Below are 18834 nucleotides of genomic sequence, written 5' to 3' on the forward strand. Positions count from 1 at the left end.
TCGCGCCGGGCGCAGGATCTGCGCCATGCCACGAGATCAGCGGTACAGCTTTTGCAACAACTCCATGAGCTGCGCCTGCTCGGTCGCACTCAGATGCGCGATGGAGCGGGCCTCGCTGCTCTTGAGTTCGGGCTCGGCGGTGTCCACCAGTTCGCCCCCTGCGGCGGTCAGATACAGCCCTGTGGCACGCCCGTCACGCGGATGCGGACGCCGCTCCAGAAAACCGCGTTTGCCCAGCACATCGATCATGCCCACCATATTGGGCGGCAGCACGGCCAGTTGCTGGCAGAGCTGGCGCGAGGTGATGCCCGGATTGCTGCCCACCAGCGACAGCACGGAGAACTCGACGATCTTGAGGTCAAAACGCTCCATGCAGCGCATGAAGACCCCCACCAGCGACAGCGAGGCACGCCTGGCGTTGTAGCCCAGCAGCGACTCCAGAAAGCTGGCGTCGACCCGATCGACCGCAAAGACCTCGACAGCGCCGCTGGACTCGTTCTCCGGGACCGAACCCGCCGCCTCGGCCTCTCTGGAGCGAGAACTACGCGCAGGGCGCACAGGTTTGGAGTCTGATTCGGCGGTCTTGTGAGCGAGCATTGGGGATGTCAACTTCGATGGCAAAAGAGCAATCCGGGAGCGCGATGAGAAGACTGCAATTGTGCCGGTCTTGCCTGCATCTTGCAGCCTTTTTGGTCAGTGAGCAGGGCTGAACAGCTGGTTGCCGTGTACGACGGAAGCCTGCGCCCACTGCGCCTTCATCAGACCCAGACGCCAGTCCATCTCGGGCAGAATGCGCTGCTGCACCTGCTTGCATGGACCTTGCCAGCGCTCGCCGTCGCCACCCTCGGTGGCCGCGATACGTGCCCAGGACCAGCCCAGCAACACCACGGCCACACTGCGCAGATAGTCATCGGCCACGCGCCAGGCCAGGGTGTCATCCTCCTTGCAAGCCTGCGCCAGCACCGTGGTGAAGTAGCGCAGTTGGGCCAGGCAGCGCAGCACCTCTGCATCCAGCGCCCGGCCTGCATCCAGGCTTTTGCGCAGGCCCAGCAGCCATTGCCCCATGGCCTGGCCGCCATCGGGCAAGACCTTGCGCACCAGCAGGTCGATGGCCTGAATCTCGTTGGTGCCCTCGTAAATCATGGCCACGCGCGAATCGCGCACGATCTGCTCTATGCCCCACTCGCGGATGTAGCCGTGACCGCCAAATACCTGCAGACAGGCGCTGGCCCCCTCGAAAGCCTGCTGGGTCCAGGCGGACTTGAGTATGGGCGTGATCAGGCTGCACCACTGCTGGGCCTGCTCGCGCTCACGGGCGCTTTCGGCATGTCGCGCCACATCGAGATAGATACCGGTCTGGTAGGCCAGCACGCGCCCGCCATCCACCCAGGCACGCTGCAGATCGAGCGTACGGCGAATGGCCGGGTGCTCGATGATCAAATCTGCTGCATCGCCAGCACCACGCGAGGCAGGCACCGCCCCTGGAGCACGCATCTGGCGGCGCTCCAGAGCATAGGCATGAGCCTTCTGCCATGCTGCATCCAGCAGACCCATGCCCTGCAGTGCCACATGCAGACGCGCGGCATTCATCATGACGAACATGGCGTTCAGACCCGCGCCGGGCTGACCGATCAGCCACCCCTGAGCCGCCTCAAAACGCATCACGCAGGTGGGGCTGCCATGCAGGCCCATCTTCTCCTCGATACGCTCGCAGACCACGCCGTTGCGCTCGCCACCCGGCAGCAGCTTGGGCACGAGAAACAGCGACAGGCCCCTGGGCCCTGCCGGAGCTCCGGGCAGACGCGCCAGCACCAGGTGCACGATATTCGCGCTCAGGTCATGCTCACCGCCGGAAATGAAAATCTTGCTGCCACTGATCTCGAAGCGCTCGCCCAGTTCGGACGCGCCAGCCGGCACAGCCTGGGTGCGAACCTGTCCCAGATCGCTGCCCGCATGGGCCTCCGTCAGGCACATGGTTGCCAGCCATTCGCCGCTGGCCACATTGGGCAGATAGGCACTCTTCAAGGCCTCGCTGCCATGGTGCTTGAGACACTCATAAGCGCCATGCAGCAAGCCCGGAGCCATGGTCCAGCCATGGTTGGCGGCACTCAGCCATTCATAGAGCACACCTTCCAGCACCCAGGGCAGCCCCTGACCACCGTCCTCCTCGGCACAGGCCAGCGCAGGCCAGCCCGCCTGCCAGAAGTCCTGATAGGCCGCCGCAAAACCGGGTGGCGTAGCGACTTGACCGCCCTCAAACCTGGCTCCGGTCTCGTCGCCAGAACGTGACAGCGGAGCCACCACCTCGCCCACCCATTTGCCGGACTCCTCCAGCACTTGCTGCATCAGCCCCCGGTCCGTTGCCGCATGCGCCGGCAGGCGCTGCAACTGCTCATCGGCCCTGAGCACATCAAATAGAAGAAACGCGTTATCGGCAATGGCAGGCAAATAAGACATACAAAACCGGCTGCCAAGCAGCAAATAAAAATCTCTAGAGGCTGCCCCATTCATGCCGGAGCGCGGCCCAAGCCAGGGATGCCAAGCAAGGGCCGCCCCGCAGCGAGGGCATCGTCCCCCTCCCGTGCAGCGAGAGAGGGGGAAGCCGCAAAGCGGCTCAGGGGGTGATCAGGTATCAGCAGTAAAGCCGATCTGCTTGACCAGCGGCCCCCAGCGCTCGAACTCCGCCTGCTGCGAACGGGCCATCTCCTCGGGCGTGGAGCTGGTGGCAATCAGGCCGACCACACCCACGCTTTCCTTGAGAGCCTCGCTCTTGAGCGCAGCCGTGATGGCCGCATGGGCGCGTGCACGCACATCGGCGGGCGTCTTGGCATTGGCATAAAAGCCAAACCATTCCTCGGCCGTCAGATCGGCAAAACCCTGCTCGGCAAACGTGGGCACATTGGGCAGATAGGGGTTGCGCTGCGGGCCGCTGGTGGCCAGCACGCGCAGCTTGCCGGCCTTGTAGTAACTCAGGAAGTCGCCGCTGGGGCCCATCACGGCAGCAATCTGGCCACCGGCCAGATCAGACACGGCAGGGGCCGTGCCGCGATAAGGTACATGGCTGAGCTTGATGCCCGAACGCAGGCTGAGCAGGGAGCCGATCAGATGCGGCTGGGTGCCCGCACCGGGGCTGCCGAAGCTGGCCTTGTCGGGGTTGTTCTTGCACCAGGCCAGGAAGTCCTTGAGCGTCTTGACCTCGGCCGGCACGGCGGGGCCAACCGCCAGACCGTGGTGCATGATGGCGCCGATGGAAATCGGCTCGAAGTCCTTGGCCTGATAGGTCAGCTTGCTGTAGATATGCGGGTAGATGGAGAACGCCGAGACCTGGGACAGCACGATGACCGAGCCATCGCCCACGGAGTTGCGCAGATTCTCCAGCGCGATGCGGCCACCGGCACCGGGCTTGTTCTCCACCAGGCCCATGTTCTTGGAGTAGCTGGTGCCGCCGATCTTTTCCGCCACGCGGCGGGCTACCGAGTCCCCGGCGCTGCCTGCGGGAAAGCCGTACAGAATGCGCACCTGCTCCAGCGGGCCGCTGCCCTGGGCATAGGCGCTGCGACTGGTGAGGCCCCCGAATGCGGCGAGGGCGGCACCAGCGCCCAGGCCTTTGACGAAATTGCGACGATCTTGCATGTTTGTCTCCTCTATTGTTCGATCACTATGTGCAGGCTTGAGCCTGTCTGAAAAATCTCGACTCGAATGCTATTCGATACTGCGGGCCATCAGGAGTCCCCCGTGAAACCGATCTGTTTGACCAGGGGGCCCCAGCGCTCGAACTCGGCCTGCTGCGAACGGGCCATTTCCTCGGGCGTGGAGCTGGTGGCAATCAGGCCGACCACGCCCAGGCTTTCCTTGAGCGCATCGCTCTTGAGCGCTGTCGTGATGGCCGCATGGGCGCGTGCGCGCACATCGGCGGGCGTCTTGGCATTGGCATAGAAGCCAAACCACTCTTCAGCCGTCAGATCGGCAAAACCCTGCTCGGCAAATGTGGGCACATTGGGCAGATAGGGATTGCGCTGCGGCCCGCTGGTGGCCAGCACGCGCAGCTTGCCGGCCTTGTAATAGCTCAGATAGTCGCCGCAAGTGCCCATGATGGCGGCAATCTGGCCGCCCACGACGTCCGAGACGCCGGGAGCCATGCCGCGATAAGGCGCATGGCTGAGCCTGACGCCCGAGCGCAGGCTGAGCAGGGCCCCCAGCAGATGCGGCTGACTGCCGGCACCGGGGCTGCCGAAGCTGGCCTTGTCGGGGTTGCTCTTGCACCAGGCCAGAAAATCCTTGAGCGTCTTGACCTCGGCCGGCACGGCGGGGCCGACGGCCAGACCGTGGTGCATGATGGCTCCGATGGAGATCGGCTCGAAATCCTTGGCCTGATAGGTCAGCTTGTTATAGATATGCGGGTAGATGGAGAAAGCCGAGACCTGGGACAGCGCAATCACCGAGCCATCGCCCACGGAGTTGCGCAGATTCTCCAGCGCGATGCGGCCACCGGCACCGGGCTTGTTTTCCACCACGCCCATATTTCTGGTGTAGCTGCTGCCGCCCATTTTTTCGGCCACACGGCGGGCCACCGAGTCACCAGCACTGCCTGCGGGAAAACCGTACAGAATGCGCACCTGCTCCAACGGCCCGCTGCCCTGGGCATAGGCGCCGCGGCTGGCGATGCCGCCGAATGCGGCCAGCGCTGCGCCAGCGCCCATGCCTTTGACGAAATTGCGACGACCTTGCATGACTTGTCTCCTGCTTGAAATACGGACTCTTCGGTCCTGTGGAATCCATACACGTCTCAATCTTTGGCACTGAGCTGGCTCTGGCACTCTCCAAGCCAGAGACATCGAGCAAGGGCAGCCCCGCAGCGATGGTGTCGTCCCCCTTGGGGGAAGGCGCAAAGTGCCTCAGGGGGTGACACTTACCGCGGAGCCATGCGCAGCGCACCATCCAGGCGAATCACCTCGCCATTGAGATGATCGTTGTGCACGATATGCACGGCCAGATCGGCAAACTCCGAAGGCTTGCCCAGGCGCGAAGGAAAGGGAATGGACGCCGCCAGCGACTGCTGGACCGGCTCGGGCAGTTCCTTCATCAACGGCGTGGCGAACAGGCCTGGCGCCACGGTACAGACGCGAATGCCATGCTGGGCCAGATCACGCGCCATGGGCAGCGTCATGCCGACCAGTCCGCCCTTGGATGCGCTGTAGGCCTGCTGGCCCACCTGACCGTCAAAGGCTGCCACCGAGGCGGTATAGAGAATCACGCCACGGGCGCCATCCTCCAGCGCCGCCAACTTGGCGCAGCGTGCGGCAAACAGCCGCGTCATGTTGTAGCTGCCAATGAGGTTGACGCGAATCACGCGCTCAAAGTCTTCCAGCGGTGCGGGCTCGCCATCGCGGCCGATCACGCGCTTGGCCGTCCCGATGCCGGCCACATTCATGAGAATGCGTGCATCGCCGCCCCATTGCTCGCGAACGGAATCCAGCGCAGCCGTGACGCTGGCCGCATCGCAGATATCGCACTCCAGCGCCAGTCCGCCGATATCGGCAGCCACCGCCTTGGCCTTGTCGATCTGACGATCCAGCACCGCAACCCTGGCCCCTGCGGCAGCCAGCGCACGCGCCGTGGCTTCGCCCAGGCCCGAGGCTCCCCCGGTCACGATGGCAATCTGATCCTGAACTTGCATATCACTATCCTTTCAAAAGCTGCTTGTGCTTTCTGTTGTCGGGCTCAAGCCGGTACGGGCTCAGAGATTCGGCTTCAGGATCAGGGCCAGCGTTTCGTCATACAGGCCGCTCACCACATCGGCACGGTGCTGGAGCACGGCACGCTGGTTGATGGAGCCCTTGTCCGTGACTTCGCCCAGATCCAGCGATGGCGGCTTGATCGCCACCACTGCACGCGCAATGCGGGTGGCACTGCCGGTTGCCGTCTGCGCCAGCTCGTTAAGAACCGCCTGCAGATGCTGCTGCACCGGCTCGCTGTGCATGATCTGCTCCAGCGTCGCTCCCGCGGCCAGGCCGCTTAAGGCCGCACAGGCCGGGGTCCCGAAAACGATGGCACCGACCTCCTTGCGATCCAGGCCGGTCAGCACCACGTCCTGGATATAGGGCGCGCCTGCGTGAATGATCTTCGCGCGCAGCGGCCCCACGTTGACGAATGTGCCCGTGGCCAGCTTGAAGTCTTCGGCAATGCGGCCATCGAAGCGCAGACCCTGGTCTCTATCCTGCGGGTCGCGCCACTGCACGGCGTCGCCGGTGCGGAAGAATCCGTCCTCGTCAAATGCCTCTGCCGTGGCTTCGGGCGCGCGCCAGTAGCCGGGCGTGACGTTCGGCCCGCGATAGCGGACCTCCAGCTTGCCATCCACGGGCGCCAGCTTTAGCTCCAGACCCGGCACCGGTACGCCCAGGTCTCCGGAGTGCACATCGGGACGGTTGATGAACAGGGCCGATGGCGAGGACTCGGTCATGCCCAGGCCGGTTCCCATCACGATGCGCTCGCCGCACTCGGCCTCCTGCGTGCGGTGCAGGCTATCCCAGACGGGCTGCGCCAGAGAGGCTCCGGCATAGAAGAACAGCTTGACGCGCTTGAGCAGGCTGCGGCGCAGCTGCGCATCGCTCTCCATGGCGCGGGCGATGTATTCAAAGCCGGTGGGTACGTTGAAGTAAACGGTGGGTGAGAGCTCGCGCAGATTGCGCAGCGTCTCGGCAATGCCCGTCGCCGTCGGCTTGCCTTCGTCGATGTAGACCGTGCCGCCATGGTAGAGCGCGAGGCCGATGTTCTTGTTGCCGCCAAAAGTGTGGTTCCAGGGCAGCCAGTCCACCAGCACGGGCGGGCCTTGGACCATATCGGGCATGGTCTGGGCAATCTGCTGCTGGTTGGCGCACCACATTCCGTGGGTGTTGATGACGGCCTTGGGCAGCTTGGTCGATCCCGAGGTGAACAGGAACTTGGTGATGGTGTCGGGCCCGGTGGCCTGCATGGCCACATCCACTGCAGTTGTGGGCTCGGTCGCCAGCAGGTCGGCAAACAAGGTGCAGCTCGCGGCCTCGACGGCCGGCTTGCGGTACACCACCTCACAGCCCTCGGGCAGCACGGCGCGTACCGCCTTGTCATAGCGCGCCGCATCGGCCGCAAAGATCAGGCCGGGCGTGAGCGTATCGACCACATGGCGTAGCTTGGCGTAATCGGTGCTGACCAGGGAGTAGGCCGTGGAGACCGAGCAATAGGGCACGCCCGCATAGAGGCAGCCCATGGCCAGCATGGCATGGTCCAGGTCGTTCTCGCTAAGGATGATGACGGGACGCTCTGCCGAGAGTCTTCTGTCCGCCAGTGCCTGCGCAATGCCGCGTGCCGCAGCCAGCGTCTGGGCATAGCTGATGCGTTGCCAGTCTCCTGTGCTGCCGTCCGCCAATCGCTGCCGCTGGGCGATGAAGGTCTGCTGCGGCGTGGTCTGCGCCCAGTGCACCAGCCTGTCCGTCATGCGCGCTGCATGCCCTGCCAGCTCCTGATCGGAGCGCACGTAGAAAGTGCCGTCGCCCGCTTCCCTGACCCGGATGCTGCGCACGCCGAACTCCAGCTCGCGGTAGCGGGGCCTGCCCCCCTCTGCCACCTGGCCCAGAGCCTGCATGGCTGTGTCTGTCTCCTGCATTGTCTTTGTCTCCACAGCGTTGTTTTTTGGCTTGCCTTCAGTCCTTGCTGACCTTGGCGGCCCGCCCGGACAGAAATTCCTGCAAACGGAACTTGGCTTCTGGCGCGCTCTGCGCCACGGCGGCCATCAGAGCTTCGGTCATCAGACCCTGATCGGCGGGCTGATCGGCAATCCGGGGCAGCGCATGCATGAGCGCGTAATTGGTCATGGGGGCGTTTTCGGCAATGCGCAGCGCCAGCTCCACAGCCTTGTCCAGCGCATGTCCTTCTGGCACCAGATACTGCGACAGACCCACGCGCTCGCCTTCTTCGGCCTTGTACACACGGCCCGTGAACATCATGTCTGCCATGCGCGCCGCGCCGATCAGGCGCGGGATGCGCACCGAGCCGCCGCCGCCGACAAAAATGCCGCGCGAGCCTTCAGGCAAGGCATAGAAGGTGCTGCTGTCGGCCACACGGATATGACAGGCACTGGCCAGCTCCAGACCGCCGCCCACCACGGCGCCATGCAGGGCGGCGACCACGGGCACCGCGCCAAACTGCACCTGACGCAAGGCCTCATGCCACATGCGCGAATGCAGAACGCCCTGGGCCGCATCGCGCTCGCTGAGCTCGCTCAGGTCCAGGCCGGCGCAGAAATGCGGGCCATCGCCATCCACCACCGCCGCGCGCACGCTGGCGGGCAGATTCATGAACACATCGCGCAGACCCAGCACCAGTCCATCGGACAAGGCATTGCGCTTGGCAGCGCGCATCAGGCGAATGACGGCAACCTGTTCGGCTTCGCCACGGAATTCCACTGCAATTTCTTTATGAGTCATAACCATTCCTTTTGCATCATTATTGTTATTTCAAATAACTAAATGCAAGACATCCTCAGGTGTTTGCTCTCAGTGCTTTCCCCGATTCGGGTGCTGTAGTGCACAACTAGTCCGGGCGTGACAGGCACGAAGCCTGCGACTTCGCATAATGTGACCTCATGACATCAACCAGCCAGCCCCGTCCCAGCCAGCTCCTTCTGCCCCAGCGCGAACCGGTGCCCACGCGTGACGCCTCGACCTTGCTGTTGCTGCGCGATTGCGCCGACGGCAACGGTTTCGAAGTGCTGATGACGCGGCGCGCCGATCAGGGTATTTTTGCCAATGCCTATGTGTTCCCCGGCGGAGGCCTCGAGGATCAGGACGCGACCCCTGCCAACCATGCGCTGGCGCGGGTTCGTCCATCCATGGCGGAGATTGCCGGCACCGGCCGCATCACACAGGCATTGGCAGGCATTCGCGAAACGTTTGAGGAGCTGGGCATCCTGCTGGCCTATGACCAGGCCGGCCGGCCCGTGCCTGCGGCCGAAGTCGAGCAGCTGGACCGCAAGGCATCGCTGTACGAGCAATGCCGCGCGCGCGGCTGGAGCCTGGCCGTGGATCAGCTCTGGTATCTGGCCCACTGGACGGCGCCGCTGAACCTGGCAAAGCGCTTCAACGTGCCGTTTTTCGTGGCCCGCATGCCCGAGGGCCAAACAGCGGTGGCCGATGAGACCGAGCAGTTCGAGCCCACCTGGATCCGCCCCCAGCAAGCCCTGCAGCGCTTCGAGGAAAAGGAATTGTTCATCCTCTTCCCCACCCAGCGCACCTTGCAGCGCCTGACGGGCTATGCCGACACACAAGCCGTGCTGGATGCCCTGCAGGGTGAAAAGCCGCTATGGCACGCCCACCCTCGTGCGGGCTATCTCAAGGGGCAGGACACAAGACAGCTGGAAACCGATACGGCTTACGGCGAACTGGAGATGGTCCACCCCGACGGCCAGGCTGCCCACCATCTCGACTGGCAGTTTGAAAAAGCCGTGCCGCTGCGCAAGAACCTGATGCGTCTGACGGCCCCCAACCCCGGCATGATGACCGGCCCCGGCACCAACAGCTATCTGGTCGGCGATGCGCACACCGGCTATATCGCCATCGACCCCGGACCGAACGATGCCGAACATCTGCAGCGCCTGCACGATGCCGCCGGCGGCGATATCCGCTACATCGTGTGCACCCATTCCCACCCCGATCACTCGCCGGGTGCCGCGCCGCTGCAGGCCATGGTCCTGCTCTCCGGCCATGCCAGCCCCCCCATCATGGGCCTGCCGTCTGCGCCCACGGCACGTGCCAACAGCCGCTTCCGACCCGAGGTGACGCTGCAGGACGGAGAGCGCATCACACTTAGCGGGCAAGGAGAAGAAGGCGAAATCACGCATACGCTGCAAGCCGTCTTCACGCCCGGCCACGCGGCCAACCACCTGTGCTTTGTGCTGGAGGAGGACGCACTGCTATTCAGCGGCGATCACATCCTCAATGGCAGCACCACCGTCATCAGCCCGCCGGACGGCAATATGATCGATTACCTCGATTCGCTGGACCGGCTGCACTCCCTGTGTCTGGCGTACGACATTCGCTACATCCTGCCCGCCCACGGCTACGTGCTGGGCTTTGCTGCGCACCAGATCACCCGCCTCAAGGCCCACCGCCTGGCGCGCGAGGCCAAGGTGCATCAGGCCATGCGCACCAAGCCGGACGGCAGCATTCAGGACTGGGTGGCGATTGCCTATGCCGACACGCCGCAAGCGCTGTGGCCCGTGGCCGAGCAATCGCTGCTGGCGCATGTGGAACGCATCCAGAAGCTCTGCCTGGGCCGATAGCGCGCCGCAAGCGCCGCGCTAGACCTGTGGACAACTAGGACATGGCCGGAGCATTAAGCTCTTGCCATGTCTGAATCCCTGCCTGAACAAGAAAGCATCCGCCTGGCCAAGCGCCTGGCAGAGCAAGAACAATGCTCGCGCCGCGAGGCCGAGCTCCATATCGTCGCGGGCAATGTCCAGGTGGACGGCAAAGTGGTGCAAGTGCCCGAAACCCGTGTGCGCCCCGACCAGGTGGTGATCCTGCGCAAGGATGCCAAGCCTGAAGCCATTCCGCCCGTCACCATCCTGATGAACAAGCCCGCGGGCATGACCCAGGGCCCGGCCTATGGCCGCGTGCGCAGCGCGCATTCGCTGCTGAGCGAGGACACCAAGGCCAAGCTGGACACGCCCATGCCCCAGCTGGTGCTGGACCATCACTTCAGGAATCTGGAGTCGTTTCTGACGATTCCGCTGCCTGCCAGCGGTCTCATCGTCTACACCCAGGACAAGCGCGTGGCACGCAAGCTGGCCGAGGAAGGCATCTGGCTGGAGCAGGAAATCATCGTCGGCGTGGAGGGCCAGATCATTGAAGATGGCCTGGAGATCCTGTACGAAGGTCTGCCCATTCCCGGTGGCAACGGCCATCGCCGCATGCCTCCCTGCCATGTCAGCTGGCAAAGCGACAACCATCTGCGCTTCGCTCTCAAGGGCATTGCGCCCGAAGAGATCGAGAAAATGTGCGCCGCCATCGGCCTGACGGTGGTCAGCATGCGCCGGCTGCGCCTTGGCCGCGTCTCGCTGGCCAAGGTACCCGAGGGTCAGTGGCGCTATCTGATGCCCTGGGAAAGGTTCTGAGCGGAACGGCCTTCGCGTGCCGCCAACCGGACTCGGCCGCGGCACGCGCCGGTCCGCTCAATCCGCCTTGAAGCCCGTCGCAGCCACTGCCTTGCCCCATTTGACGGTATCGGCAGCAATGATGTCGGCAAACTGCTGCGCACTGGTGCCCGTGACCCTGAAGCCTGCCTCCTGCAGCCGCGCCCTGCCGTCGCCCGATTGCAGGACCTTGAGCAGATCGGCATTGAGCTTGCTCACCACGTCCGCGGGTGTCCTGGCGGGCGCCACGATGCCGAACCAGGAGCTGAACTCCAGGTTGCCAAAGCCCTGCTCCTTCATGGTCGGCAACTCGAGCAACTGCTCCACACGCGCGCTGCCCGTGCTTCCCAGGGCCACCAGCTTGCCGGCGCGCACCTGCGGGATCGCCATGCCGGAGGAAGCGAACACCCCCTGCACATCGCCGCTGAAAATGCCGCTCAAGGCATCCGAAGTGCTCTTGTAGTGCACCACCTCGGGTTTGGACTGCACGGCATCGCCAAACATATAGGCCCCGAAATGCCCCGGCGTGCCCGCTCCGAAAGTGGCCATGAACAAGCCGTTTTGCTGCCGGGTCCAGGCCACAAAGTCCCTGACGTTGCGCGCCTTGACCTTTTCGGGATTGACCAGCAGCACGAAGTCGGAACTCACCACCTGGCTGACGGGGGCGAAATCCTTGCGCGGTTGGTAGGCAAGTCGTTGGTAGGTATTGGGTGCAATGCTGAGCTGTCCGGTCTCGGCCAGCATGATGGTGTAGCCGTCGGCCGGTGCACGCGCCGCCTCGCTGGCTGCGATCAGGCCGGCGGCACCGGGCTTGTTGTCCACCACCACGCCCACGCCGCCCCATGCTTCGGAAAGCTTCTGTGCCAGCAGCCGGGCCACTACATCGGGTCCCGTGCCCGCCGGAAAGCCCACGATCATGCGCACCGTCTTGCTCGGATAAGCCGTCTGGGCCTGAGCGACGCCCAGGGCTGCACTGCCGCCGGCCAGCAGTGCCAGGGCCAGCAGCCGACGTCGCCAGGCCCGTGCTAAGAACGTGTTCACGATTTCCTCGTGCCGCGACAGAGGCTTTGCGGGATGGGATGCAAGGCGCGATACCGCAGCAATAGCCGCGCTATTGCGAGGATTCGCAACGCCGCAGACCGCCCGCAAAGCCGCTGTCCCGCAGGGTTGGAGCGCAATCGGGCGATTTGCTGCGCGCTGACTCTTGCTTGCACCCCGGTGCAAGCGGCGAGCCATCGCTTCGAACTCATCCCGATTGCGCTCCAACGCGGCTGCGTAGAGATCGTGAACACGTTCTAAAGCGGGTCCAGGCAGGTTCTGGGCTTGCAGTACTTTCATGTTTTTGTCTCCTTGTTGCGATGCTGTTTCACAGCACTTCGAAAAATCGCATGACGACCTGCTCCGGAAAGCGCGCTCCCGCACCCACGAACAGGCGCTGCCCCAGCCAGGCAAAGCGCTTGGAGGCCGTTTCAAAGCGAGGCGCACAGCGAAAGTAGATCGCCGAGGGATCGACGCTCTCGCCGCGGCGCAGACGCTGCATGAGCTCGGCCGGCCCGGTGCGCAAGGCATGGTTGCTCACATAGATCAGATCGCCGCCGTCGGTTTCGATGACATAGCGCGCGTCCAGCTCGGCCACTTCCTCGCTGACCAGCAGCTGGAAGTCGGCCCCGCCCGGCAGCACACGCGCCGACCAGTCCTCTCCCTGCACCTGGCCGCCGACGATGGGAATCACACGCCGCAAGCCGCGTGTCGTTTCGCCCACCTCCTGCGCCGGCCCTACCTGCACGCGAAATTCGGCAAAGTGGCGCAGCCCTGGAGCGACAATCTGGAAATCATGGTTTGGCGACAGCATTGCTCTCCTTGCGATGTCTAGGCACAGGGACATGAGCGTAAGCACTGTTGAAGATTTCGCTGTCCCCCAAGAAGATGACAGCCCACGCCAAGACACACCGATGAGAACCTGGAAGCTACCTTCGACGACTGACGCCATGCCGGCCAGTGATATGGCCCAGGCCAGCGGCATGGCCCAGGCCAGCGCCTTGCTGGCCGGTCTGGTGGAGCATCTGGGACAGAGCTGTTTTGCCCAGACCGCGCTGGAGCAGCTGAGCGCCATCGCGCCCACGGCCTCGCTCTCGGTGTATCGCATCGGCAGCTACCGGCCGCGGCTGTTTCTCTCGGCCTCCCAAGGCATTGCGGACACCACGCGCCAGTGCTGGAGCGCCTATCTCTCGGGACCCCAGCACGAGGACAGAAGCTGGGGCCAGGAATGGCCCGGACATATGCATACGCCAGGCGCCCGCAATCTGGTCCATGTGCAGGCCAACGAGGTCACGCCCTTGCATCGCCAGTGCGTGTATGACGCGCATGGCGTGGCTGAGCGCATCTCGATTGCCGAGCCCGGTGCCGACGGCTCGGTGTTTGCCGTCAACCTCTATCGCCATGCGCACCAGAAGCCCTTTGCCGACCGGCATCTGAGCGACTTCGCGGACCTGTCCAGCGCCCTGATGGCTCTGACGCACAAGCACCTGGCGCTGACGGCGGACATGGCTGCCGGAGATGAGAGATGGCCGGCTCGACTGCGCGAGCTGGCACCGGGTCTGACGGCGCGTGAACTCGAGGTCTGCCTGCGCCTGCTGCGCGGCATGACCCAGGACGGCATTGCGGCCGATCTCGGGCTGAGCGCAGCCACCGTGAAGACCTATCGCAACCGCGCCTTTGCGCGGCTCGATATCCACCACCGCCACCAGTTGTTCGCGCTGATGGTGGAGTGAATGCCGGGGATTCGCCGGTGCTGTGCCCGGCCGAGGAAGAAAGTGTGAAGTGCGCCGATAAGCCGGATTCTGTGCACAACGGTTGCCCGCCATGTGACCGCCATTAATCTTGGCCATCAGTCGCCTGATGGCTCGGTGCTACCTACCCGCACACTCCGGGGGCCCCGTCAACGTGTGCCTACTTGGTATTGCTGCGCGTAGAGATTGCCCGTTTCACCCTGGTTGGTCTGCCTTGCGGCACTCCTGCCAGACTCGTCTCTGTTGCTCTGATCCTCACCTCACGGTGGACAGCTGTTAGCTGCTACGCCGCCCTATGCAGTCCGGACGTTCCTCCAGTACGGTCTTTCGACCCAACGCAAGCGTTGGCCTTTCGGCTAGTACCAGCGGCGGTCTGGCGCACTTCACGGCGCGCATTATCCCGCGTTCAGAAAGAACTTGCACAGAACTCGCGCCTGAACTGCTCGGGCGGCAGGCCTGATTCGCGCTGGAACATCGCAATAAAGGCCGATGGCGTGCTGTAACCCATGTCATAGGCGATGCGCTGCACGGTGTGGCCGGCCTCCAGCGCGTCGATCGCCTGCAGATAGCGCATGCGCTGGCGCCATTCCCCCAGACTCATGCCCAGCTCGCGCTGGCAGTGGCGGGCCAGGGTTCGTTCCGTCATGTGCACGGTCTCGGCCCATTCGGCCAGGCTACGGTGGTCGTCGGGGCGCGACTGCATGGCGTCCAGCACCTGCACCAGCGCGGGATGCCGGGCCACGGGCAGAAAGCTCAGCTCCAGCGGCGTGGCTCGCAACTGGTCATGCACCACCCGGGCCAGCCGCAGATCGGCGTCCGTCACCGGGATCTGCACGCCCCTGGCACCAAAGTCCGCCAGCACGGCTTTGACGATAGGTCCCAGGCGCATGCAGCCCGCCGTCTGCGGCAGGTCCGCACACAGATCGGGGGCCAGATAGACGGAGCGGTACTGCACCGCATGCTGCAGATAGCAGCTGTGCACCACGCCAGGCGGAATCCACACCCCATGCTGCGGCGGGCACAGGATATGACCGCTGGGCACATCCATGTTCAGGCTGCCGTGGGCCGCATAGTTCAGATGCCCCCAGCGGTGGCTGTGCGACGGGGCCTCGCTGTGTTCGCCGAACTCGTCATAGCGGAAGTAATAGCTGCCAGGCACTTTGTCGGTGTCCAGTATCTGTACGGCATACCGCTTGGCGGCCGGGCCGGGAGTCGGGGCAGAGGCGGGCATGGGTTCGTCCGGCTTGAGTTATGAAATGTCTGAAATCAGCAATGCGCTTCAAATACGTCAAGCGCATCATAAGCACCTCAAGGAGTTTCATATGGGTGCATACCTATTACCACTGGGCGCGGTACTGATCTGGTCGGTCAACACCGTGGTCAGCAAGCTGGCCGCAGACAGCATCAGCGCGGCCGAGATCGGGTTCTTCCGCTGGCTGGTGGCGGCCGTGCTTTTCACGCCCTTCGTCCTGCCCTCGATCTGGCGCCAGCGCGCCGACATCAAGCCCCTGCTGCCACGGATCGTCGTGCTGGGCGTGCTGGGCATGGTCATCTACCAAAGCCTGGCCTACTACGCCGCCCACTTCACCACGGCCACGCACATGGGCATCATCGGCTCGCTCACGCCCATGCTGGTGCTGGCCCTGGCCGTGTTCATGCTGGGCCAGCCGCTGACGCATGGCGGCATCTGGGGTTCGTTGCTGGCCATTGTGGGAGTCGCGCTGGTGGTTTCATCGGGCCGGCTCAGCCATCTGGCTTCCGAGGGCCTGAACCTGGGTGACGCCATGATGTTCCTGGCCATGCTGGCCTATGCGGTCTACAACATCCTGCTCAAGCGCTGGCCCATGCCGCGCCTGGCCACGGTGCAGCTGCTGTATCTGCAGGTGCTGGTTGCCGTGGTCGTGCAGTTCCCGCTGTATCTCTTCTCGCCCAAGACCGGGCTTGACGCCAGCAACCTGCCGCTGGTGGGCTACGCCGGCATCATGGCCTCCATCGCCGCGCCGCTGCTGTGGATGAAGGCGGTGCAGACGCTGGGGCCCGGGCGATCGAGCATGTTCTTCAATCTGATCCCGGTCTTCACCGCCCTGATCGCGGCATTCACCCTGAACGAGCCCCTGGCGGGCTACCACGCGGTGGGCGGCATCATGACGATTGCCGGTCTGCTGCTGGCCGAGCTCTGGAAGGCCCCGCTGCGCGCGCGGCCTTCCCTGGCCTGCGGTGCTAAAGCAGCAGATTGAGAATCGCGTAGCTCATCAGCGACAGCAGACTCACCACGAACACCAGCATGACCCAGGGGCCCCAGCGCTGCTCGCGCCAGGAAAAGCCGACCAGCAGGCCTACGCAACAGACCCCCAGCAGCACCAGAATTGTGTTGAACGTGAGCAAGAGCAGTCCTCCCTCAAACAGACTTTGCCCCATTGTTCCCGATTGCAGGCCCAAGGGGAAACACCATCTCCCCAGGACTTGATGTGAATCAATCAGCAATCTCCGGCACCAGGCGCCGACCGGGGTTTTGAGCGGCCCGGCAGCGCGATCCGGCGCGCATAGAGCCTAGGGTTTTCCCGCGCCTTATCGGTGCACGCCTGCCTCATGCCGGTGCACAGCCCGCACCACCTCTGCTCATAAGAATTTGCATTCAGGGCCGCTCAGAATTTCTTGTTGGACAGCCCCTCGCTGCCTTTCGATACTGCCGCCACAGGAACACCGGCCCGCGCCGCATTCCAATGTTCCAAGACACACAGGAGCGCCAGCAAAAGCGCCCCATGTGCCCGCTGCACTTTCGCATACAGGAGACTCCCATGAGCAGCCCGGCTTCCGCCACCCACCCTCTTGCCGGCCATGCCGGTGCGCACGTGCACCCCGACATGGACGCCACCTACCGCAAGATCACCTGGCGCCTGATCCCCTTTCTGGTCTTTCTCTTTGTCCTGGCCTGGATAGACCGCGTCAACGTCGGCTTCGCCAAGCTGCAGATGCTGCAGGACCTGCAGTTCAGCGAGGCTGTCTACGGCCTGGGCGCCGGCATCTTCTTCATCGGCTACTTCCTGTTCGAAGTGCCCAGCAACCTGCTGCTGGAGAAGATCGGCGCACGCAAGACACTGGCGCGCATCACCATCCTCTGGGGCGTGGCGTCCATGGCCATGGCCTATGTGACCACGCCCACCATGTTCTATGTGCTGCGCTTCATCCTGGGCGTGGTCGAGGCGGGCTTCTTCCCCGGTGTGGTGCTGTATCTGACCTACTGGTTCCCGGCCCGCCACCGTGCCCGCATCAACGGCCTGTTCATGACCTCGTTCGCCATCGCCGGCGCCGTGGGCGGCCCGATCGCAGGCGCCATCATGAACGGCATGCAGGACGTGGGCCATCTGGCCAACTGGCAATGGCTGTTCATCCTTGAAGGCATTCCCTCGGTGATCGCCGGCTTCTTCGTGCTGGCCTGGCTGCCCGAGAAACCCGAGAACGCCAAGTGGCTGAGCGCAGCCGAGCAGCGCGCCGTCAGCGCCGCCGTGGCCGAGGAAAGCCAGCAAGGCCACAAGCAGCATTCCTTCGCCGATGCCTGCCGCAACTACCGCGTCTGGCTGTGCGCCGCCGTGTACTTCTGCATCGTCAGCGGCAACGCCACGATCGCCTTCTGGTCGCCGTCCATCATCAAGGAGATCGGCATCCAGAACAATCTGCAGATCGGCCTGATCTCGGCCATTCCCTTTCTCGCAGGCACGCTGGCCATGGTCTGGAACGGCATGCATTCGGACAAGACCGGCGAGCGCCGCATGCACAGCGCCATCGCCGCCTTGATCGCCGCAGCAGGCCTGATCCTGACCGGCATGTTCCTGCACAACGCCGTGCTGGCCCTGTGCGCGCTGACGCTGGCCTCCGTCGGCATCCTCGCCGCCTTCCCCGTGTTCTGGTCCATTCCCTCGGCCTTTCTGGCCGGCACGGCGGCCGCCGGCGGCATCGCCCTCATCAACTCCGTTGGCAACCTGGCCGGCTTTGTGGCGCCCTACATGATCGGCGCGCTCAAGACCAGCACCGGCTCGCTGTCCTCGGGGCTGTACTTCGTGGCCGCGCTGGAGTTCCTCGCCGCCTTCCTAGTCGTGCTCTTCGTCAAGAAGCAGTGACTTCCTGACGCTGCCTGCGCAGCGCCGCCATGCGGGGCCCAAGGCCCCGCTCTCTCCTTTTTGAGCTTTCCGCCATGCAACTGCAATTCACCACCCCCGAAGGCCAGACCCTGGCCCCCATCTTCGACACCCTGATCGTCGCCGGCTGGGCCGGACGCGACCATGCGGCCATCGAGCACCACATCGAGGAGCTGGCCGCGCTCGGCATTCCGCGCCCCAGCGCCGTGCCGCTGTACTACCGCATCGCCAGCAACCAGCTGAGCCAGAGCAGCACGCTGCAGGTACTCGGCCCGGACTCCTCGGGCGAGGCCGAGGTCTTCGTCTTCAGCCATGACGGCGAGATGTTCGTGAGCCTGGCCTCGGACCACACCGACCGCAAGCTCGAAGCCTATAGCGTTGCCTTCTCCAAGCAGGCCTGCATCAAGCCCGTGGCCACTCAGGCCTGGCGCTTCGCCGATGTGGCCGGCCACTGGGACGAGCTGATCCTGCGCTCGTGGATCGTGGAGGACGGCCGCGAAGTGCTGTACCAGGAAGGCACGCTGGCCAGCCTGCGCACGCCCCAGGACCTGATCGCGGGCTACACCGGCGGCCAGAGCCAGTTGCCCGAAGGCAGTGGCATGACCTGCGGCACCATGGCCGCCATCGGCGGCATACGCCCTGCCACGCAGTTCGCCATGGAGCTGTACGACCCGCGCAGCCAGCGCAGCATCCGCCACCGCTACCGCAGCGAGCTGCTGGACATCGTCGCCTGAACACGGAG

The 18834-nt window shown here is 64.3% G+C and carries 17 protein-coding genes and 1 other RNA gene; 6 read left to right on the plus strand and 12 right to left on the minus strand.

What is annotated here, in order from left to right:
• Positions 1-36 precede the first annotated feature (36 nt).
• From O987_RS23760 to O987_RS23790, 7 genes are all read right to left on the minus strand, one after another.
• Entirely contained in the window at positions 37-597 is a 561-nt protein-coding gene (locus O987_RS23760) for a MarR family winged helix-turn-helix transcriptional regulator (RefSeq protein ID WP_003051221.1), read from the minus strand.
• A 96-nt stretch (positions 598-693) separates the two neighbouring features.
• Complete coding sequence (locus O987_RS23765) at positions 694-2457, minus strand: acyl-CoA dehydrogenase family protein (RefSeq protein ID WP_043375170.1); 1764 nt, start codon at positions 2455-2457, stop codon at positions 694-696.
• Between the two features lie 168 nt (positions 2458-2625).
• Entirely contained in the window at positions 2626-3633 is a 1008-nt protein-coding gene (locus O987_RS23770) for a Bug family tripartite tricarboxylate transporter substrate binding protein (RefSeq protein WP_043375172.1), read from the minus strand.
• Positions 3634-3722: 89 nt separating this feature from the next.
• Entirely contained in the window at positions 3723-4730 is a 1008-nt protein-coding gene (locus O987_RS23775; RefSeq protein WP_043375174.1) for a Bug family tripartite tricarboxylate transporter substrate binding protein, read from the minus strand.
• A 179-nt stretch (positions 4731-4909) separates the two neighbouring features.
• A complete protein-coding gene (locus tag O987_RS23780; RefSeq protein WP_043375176.1) occupies positions 4910-5677 on the minus strand; it encodes an SDR family NAD(P)-dependent oxidoreductase in 768 nt (255 codons plus the stop codon).
• A 60-nt stretch (positions 5678-5737) separates the two neighbouring features.
• A complete protein-coding gene (locus O987_RS23785) occupies positions 5738-7642 on the minus strand; it encodes a feruloyl-CoA synthase (RefSeq protein ID WP_043375178.1) in 1905 nt (634 codons plus the stop codon).
• A 37-nt stretch (positions 7643-7679) separates the two neighbouring features.
• The gene (locus tag O987_RS23790; RefSeq protein WP_003051204.1) at positions 7680-8462 is read right to left on the minus strand and encodes a crotonase/enoyl-CoA hydratase family protein; all 783 of its coding nucleotides are present in this window, start codon (positions 8460-8462) and stop codon (positions 7680-7682) included.
• 158 nt (positions 8463-8620) lie between these two features.
• Here O987_RS23790 and O987_RS23795 point away from each other — a divergent pair, with 158 nt between their 5' ends.
• Both O987_RS23795 and O987_RS23800 read left to right on the plus strand, forming a co-directional pair.
• Positions 8621-10315 (plus strand): MBL fold metallo-hydrolase, encoded by a 1695-nt coding sequence (locus O987_RS23795; RefSeq protein ID WP_043375180.1) that lies wholly within the window; start codon positions 8621-8623, stop codon positions 10313-10315.
• A 66-nt stretch (positions 10316-10381) separates the two neighbouring features.
• Positions 10382-11149 (plus strand): pseudouridine synthase, encoded by a 768-nt coding sequence (locus tag O987_RS23800; protein ID WP_043375182.1) that lies wholly within the window; start codon positions 10382-10384, stop codon positions 11147-11149.
• A 57-nt stretch (positions 11150-11206) separates the two neighbouring features.
• Here the strand turns inward: O987_RS23800 and O987_RS23805 are convergent, their stop codons facing one another.
• Together O987_RS23805 and O987_RS23810 are read right to left on the minus strand one after the other, a co-directional pair.
• The gene (locus O987_RS23805) at positions 11207-12208 is read right to left on the minus strand and encodes a Bug family tripartite tricarboxylate transporter substrate binding protein (protein ID WP_043375184.1); all 1002 of its coding nucleotides are present in this window, start codon (positions 12206-12208) and stop codon (positions 11207-11209) included.
• 325 nt (positions 12209-12533) lie between these two features.
• Positions 12534-13019, minus strand: coding sequence for a DUF3237 domain-containing protein (locus O987_RS23810; protein WP_043375187.1), 486 nt, complete (start codon positions 13017-13019; stop codon positions 12534-12536).
• A gap of 136 nt (positions 13020-13155) precedes the next feature.
• Between O987_RS23810 and O987_RS23815 the strand changes: the two genes are divergently transcribed.
• Positions 13156-13938: a helix-turn-helix transcriptional regulator gene (locus tag O987_RS23815; protein ID WP_043375189.1), complete on the plus strand. Its 783-nt coding sequence runs from the start codon at positions 13156-13158 to the stop codon at positions 13936-13938.
• Positions 13939-13980: 42 nt separating this feature from the next.
• Here O987_RS23815 and rnpB read toward each other — a convergent pair.
• Positions 13981-14341, minus strand: an RNA gene (gene rnpB / locus O987_RS27670) — RNase P RNA component class A.
• Between the two features lie 21 nt (positions 14342-14362).
• Positions 14363-15187: an AraC family transcriptional regulator gene (locus O987_RS23820; protein WP_003051188.1), complete on the minus strand. Its 825-nt coding sequence runs from the start codon at positions 15185-15187 to the stop codon at positions 14363-14365.
• Between the two features lie 91 nt (positions 15188-15278).
• Here O987_RS23820 and O987_RS23825 point away from each other — a divergent pair, with 91 nt between their 5' ends.
• Positions 15279-16193: a DMT family transporter gene (locus O987_RS23825; protein WP_043376924.1), complete on the plus strand. Its 915-nt coding sequence runs from the start codon at positions 15279-15281 to the stop codon at positions 16191-16193.
• Here O987_RS23825 and O987_RS23830 read toward each other — a convergent pair.
• The gene (locus O987_RS23830; protein ID WP_223305621.1) at positions 16177-16341 is read right to left on the minus strand and encodes a hypothetical protein; all 165 of its coding nucleotides are present in this window, start codon (positions 16339-16341) and stop codon (positions 16177-16179) included. The genes O987_RS23825 and O987_RS23830 overlap by 17 nt on opposite strands.
• A 413-nt stretch (positions 16342-16754) precedes the next feature.
• Here O987_RS23830 and O987_RS23835 point away from each other — a divergent pair, with 413 nt between their 5' ends.
• Positions 16755-18074: an MFS transporter gene (locus O987_RS23835; RefSeq protein WP_043376928.1), complete on the plus strand. Its 1320-nt coding sequence runs from the start codon at positions 16755-16757 to the stop codon at positions 18072-18074.
• 74 nt (positions 18075-18148) lie between these two features.
• Complete coding sequence (locus O987_RS23840) at positions 18149-18826, plus strand: DUF2848 domain-containing protein (RefSeq protein ID WP_034377128.1); 678 nt, start codon at positions 18149-18151, stop codon at positions 18824-18826.
• Positions 18827-18834: the final 8 nt, after the last annotated feature.

Source organism: Comamonas testosteroni TK102 (assembly GCF_000739375.1).
GTDB classification, from domain to species: Bacteria; Pseudomonadota; Gammaproteobacteria; order Burkholderiales; family Burkholderiaceae_C; genus Comamonas; species Comamonas brasiliensis.

Bases quoted from the DNA above. Each gene is read 5' to 3' on its own strand.
- O987_RS23760 (WP_003051221.1), bottom strand. From the start codon at position 597: ATGCTCGCTCACAAGACCGCCGAATCAGACTCCAAACCTGTGCGCCCT.
- O987_RS23765 (WP_043375170.1), bottom strand. From the start codon at position 2,457: ATGTCTTATTTGCCTGCCATTGCCGATAACGCGTTTCTTCTATTTGAT.
- O987_RS23770 (WP_043375172.1), bottom strand. From the start codon at position 3,633: ATGCAAGATCGTCGCAATTTCGTCAAAGGCCTGGGCGCTGGTGCCGCC.
- O987_RS23775 (WP_043375174.1), bottom strand. From the start codon at position 4,730: ATGCAAGGTCGTCGCAATTTCGTCAAAGGCATGGGCGCTGGCGCAGCG.
- O987_RS23780 (WP_043375176.1), bottom strand. From the start codon at position 5,677: ATGCAAGTTCAGGATCAGATTGCCATCGTGACCGGGGGAGCCTCGGGC.
- O987_RS23785 (WP_043375178.1), bottom strand. From the start codon at position 7,642: ATGCAGGAGACAGACACAGCCATGCAGGCTCTGGGCCAGGTGGCAGAG.
- O987_RS23790 (WP_003051204.1), bottom strand. From the start codon at position 8,462: ATGACTCATAAAGAAATTGCAGTGGAATTCCGTGGCGAAGCCGAACAG.
- O987_RS23795 (WP_043375180.1), top strand. From the start codon at position 8,621: ATGACATCAACCAGCCAGCCCCGTCCCAGCCAGCTCCTTCTGCCCCAG.
- O987_RS23800 (WP_043375182.1), top strand. From the start codon at position 10,382: ATGTCTGAATCCCTGCCTGAACAAGAAAGCATCCGCCTGGCCAAGCGC.
- O987_RS23810 (WP_043375187.1), bottom strand. From the start codon at position 13,019: ATGCTGTCGCCAAACCATGATTTCCAGATTGTCGCTCCAGGGCTGCGC.
- O987_RS23815 (WP_043375189.1), top strand. From the start codon at position 13,156: ATGCCGGCCAGTGATATGGCCCAGGCCAGCGGCATGGCCCAGGCCAGC.
- O987_RS23820 (WP_003051188.1), bottom strand. From the start codon at position 15,187: ATGCCCGCCTCTGCCCCGACTCCCGGCCCGGCCGCCAAGCGGTATGCC.
- O987_RS23825 (WP_043376924.1), top strand. From the start codon at position 15,279: ATGGGTGCATACCTATTACCACTGGGCGCGGTACTGATCTGGTCGGTC.
- O987_RS23835 (WP_043376928.1), top strand. From the start codon at position 16,755: ATGAGCAGCCCGGCTTCCGCCACCCACCCTCTTGCCGGCCATGCCGGT.
- O987_RS23840 (WP_034377128.1), top strand. From the start codon at position 18,149: ATGCAACTGCAATTCACCACCCCCGAAGGCCAGACCCTGGCCCCCATC.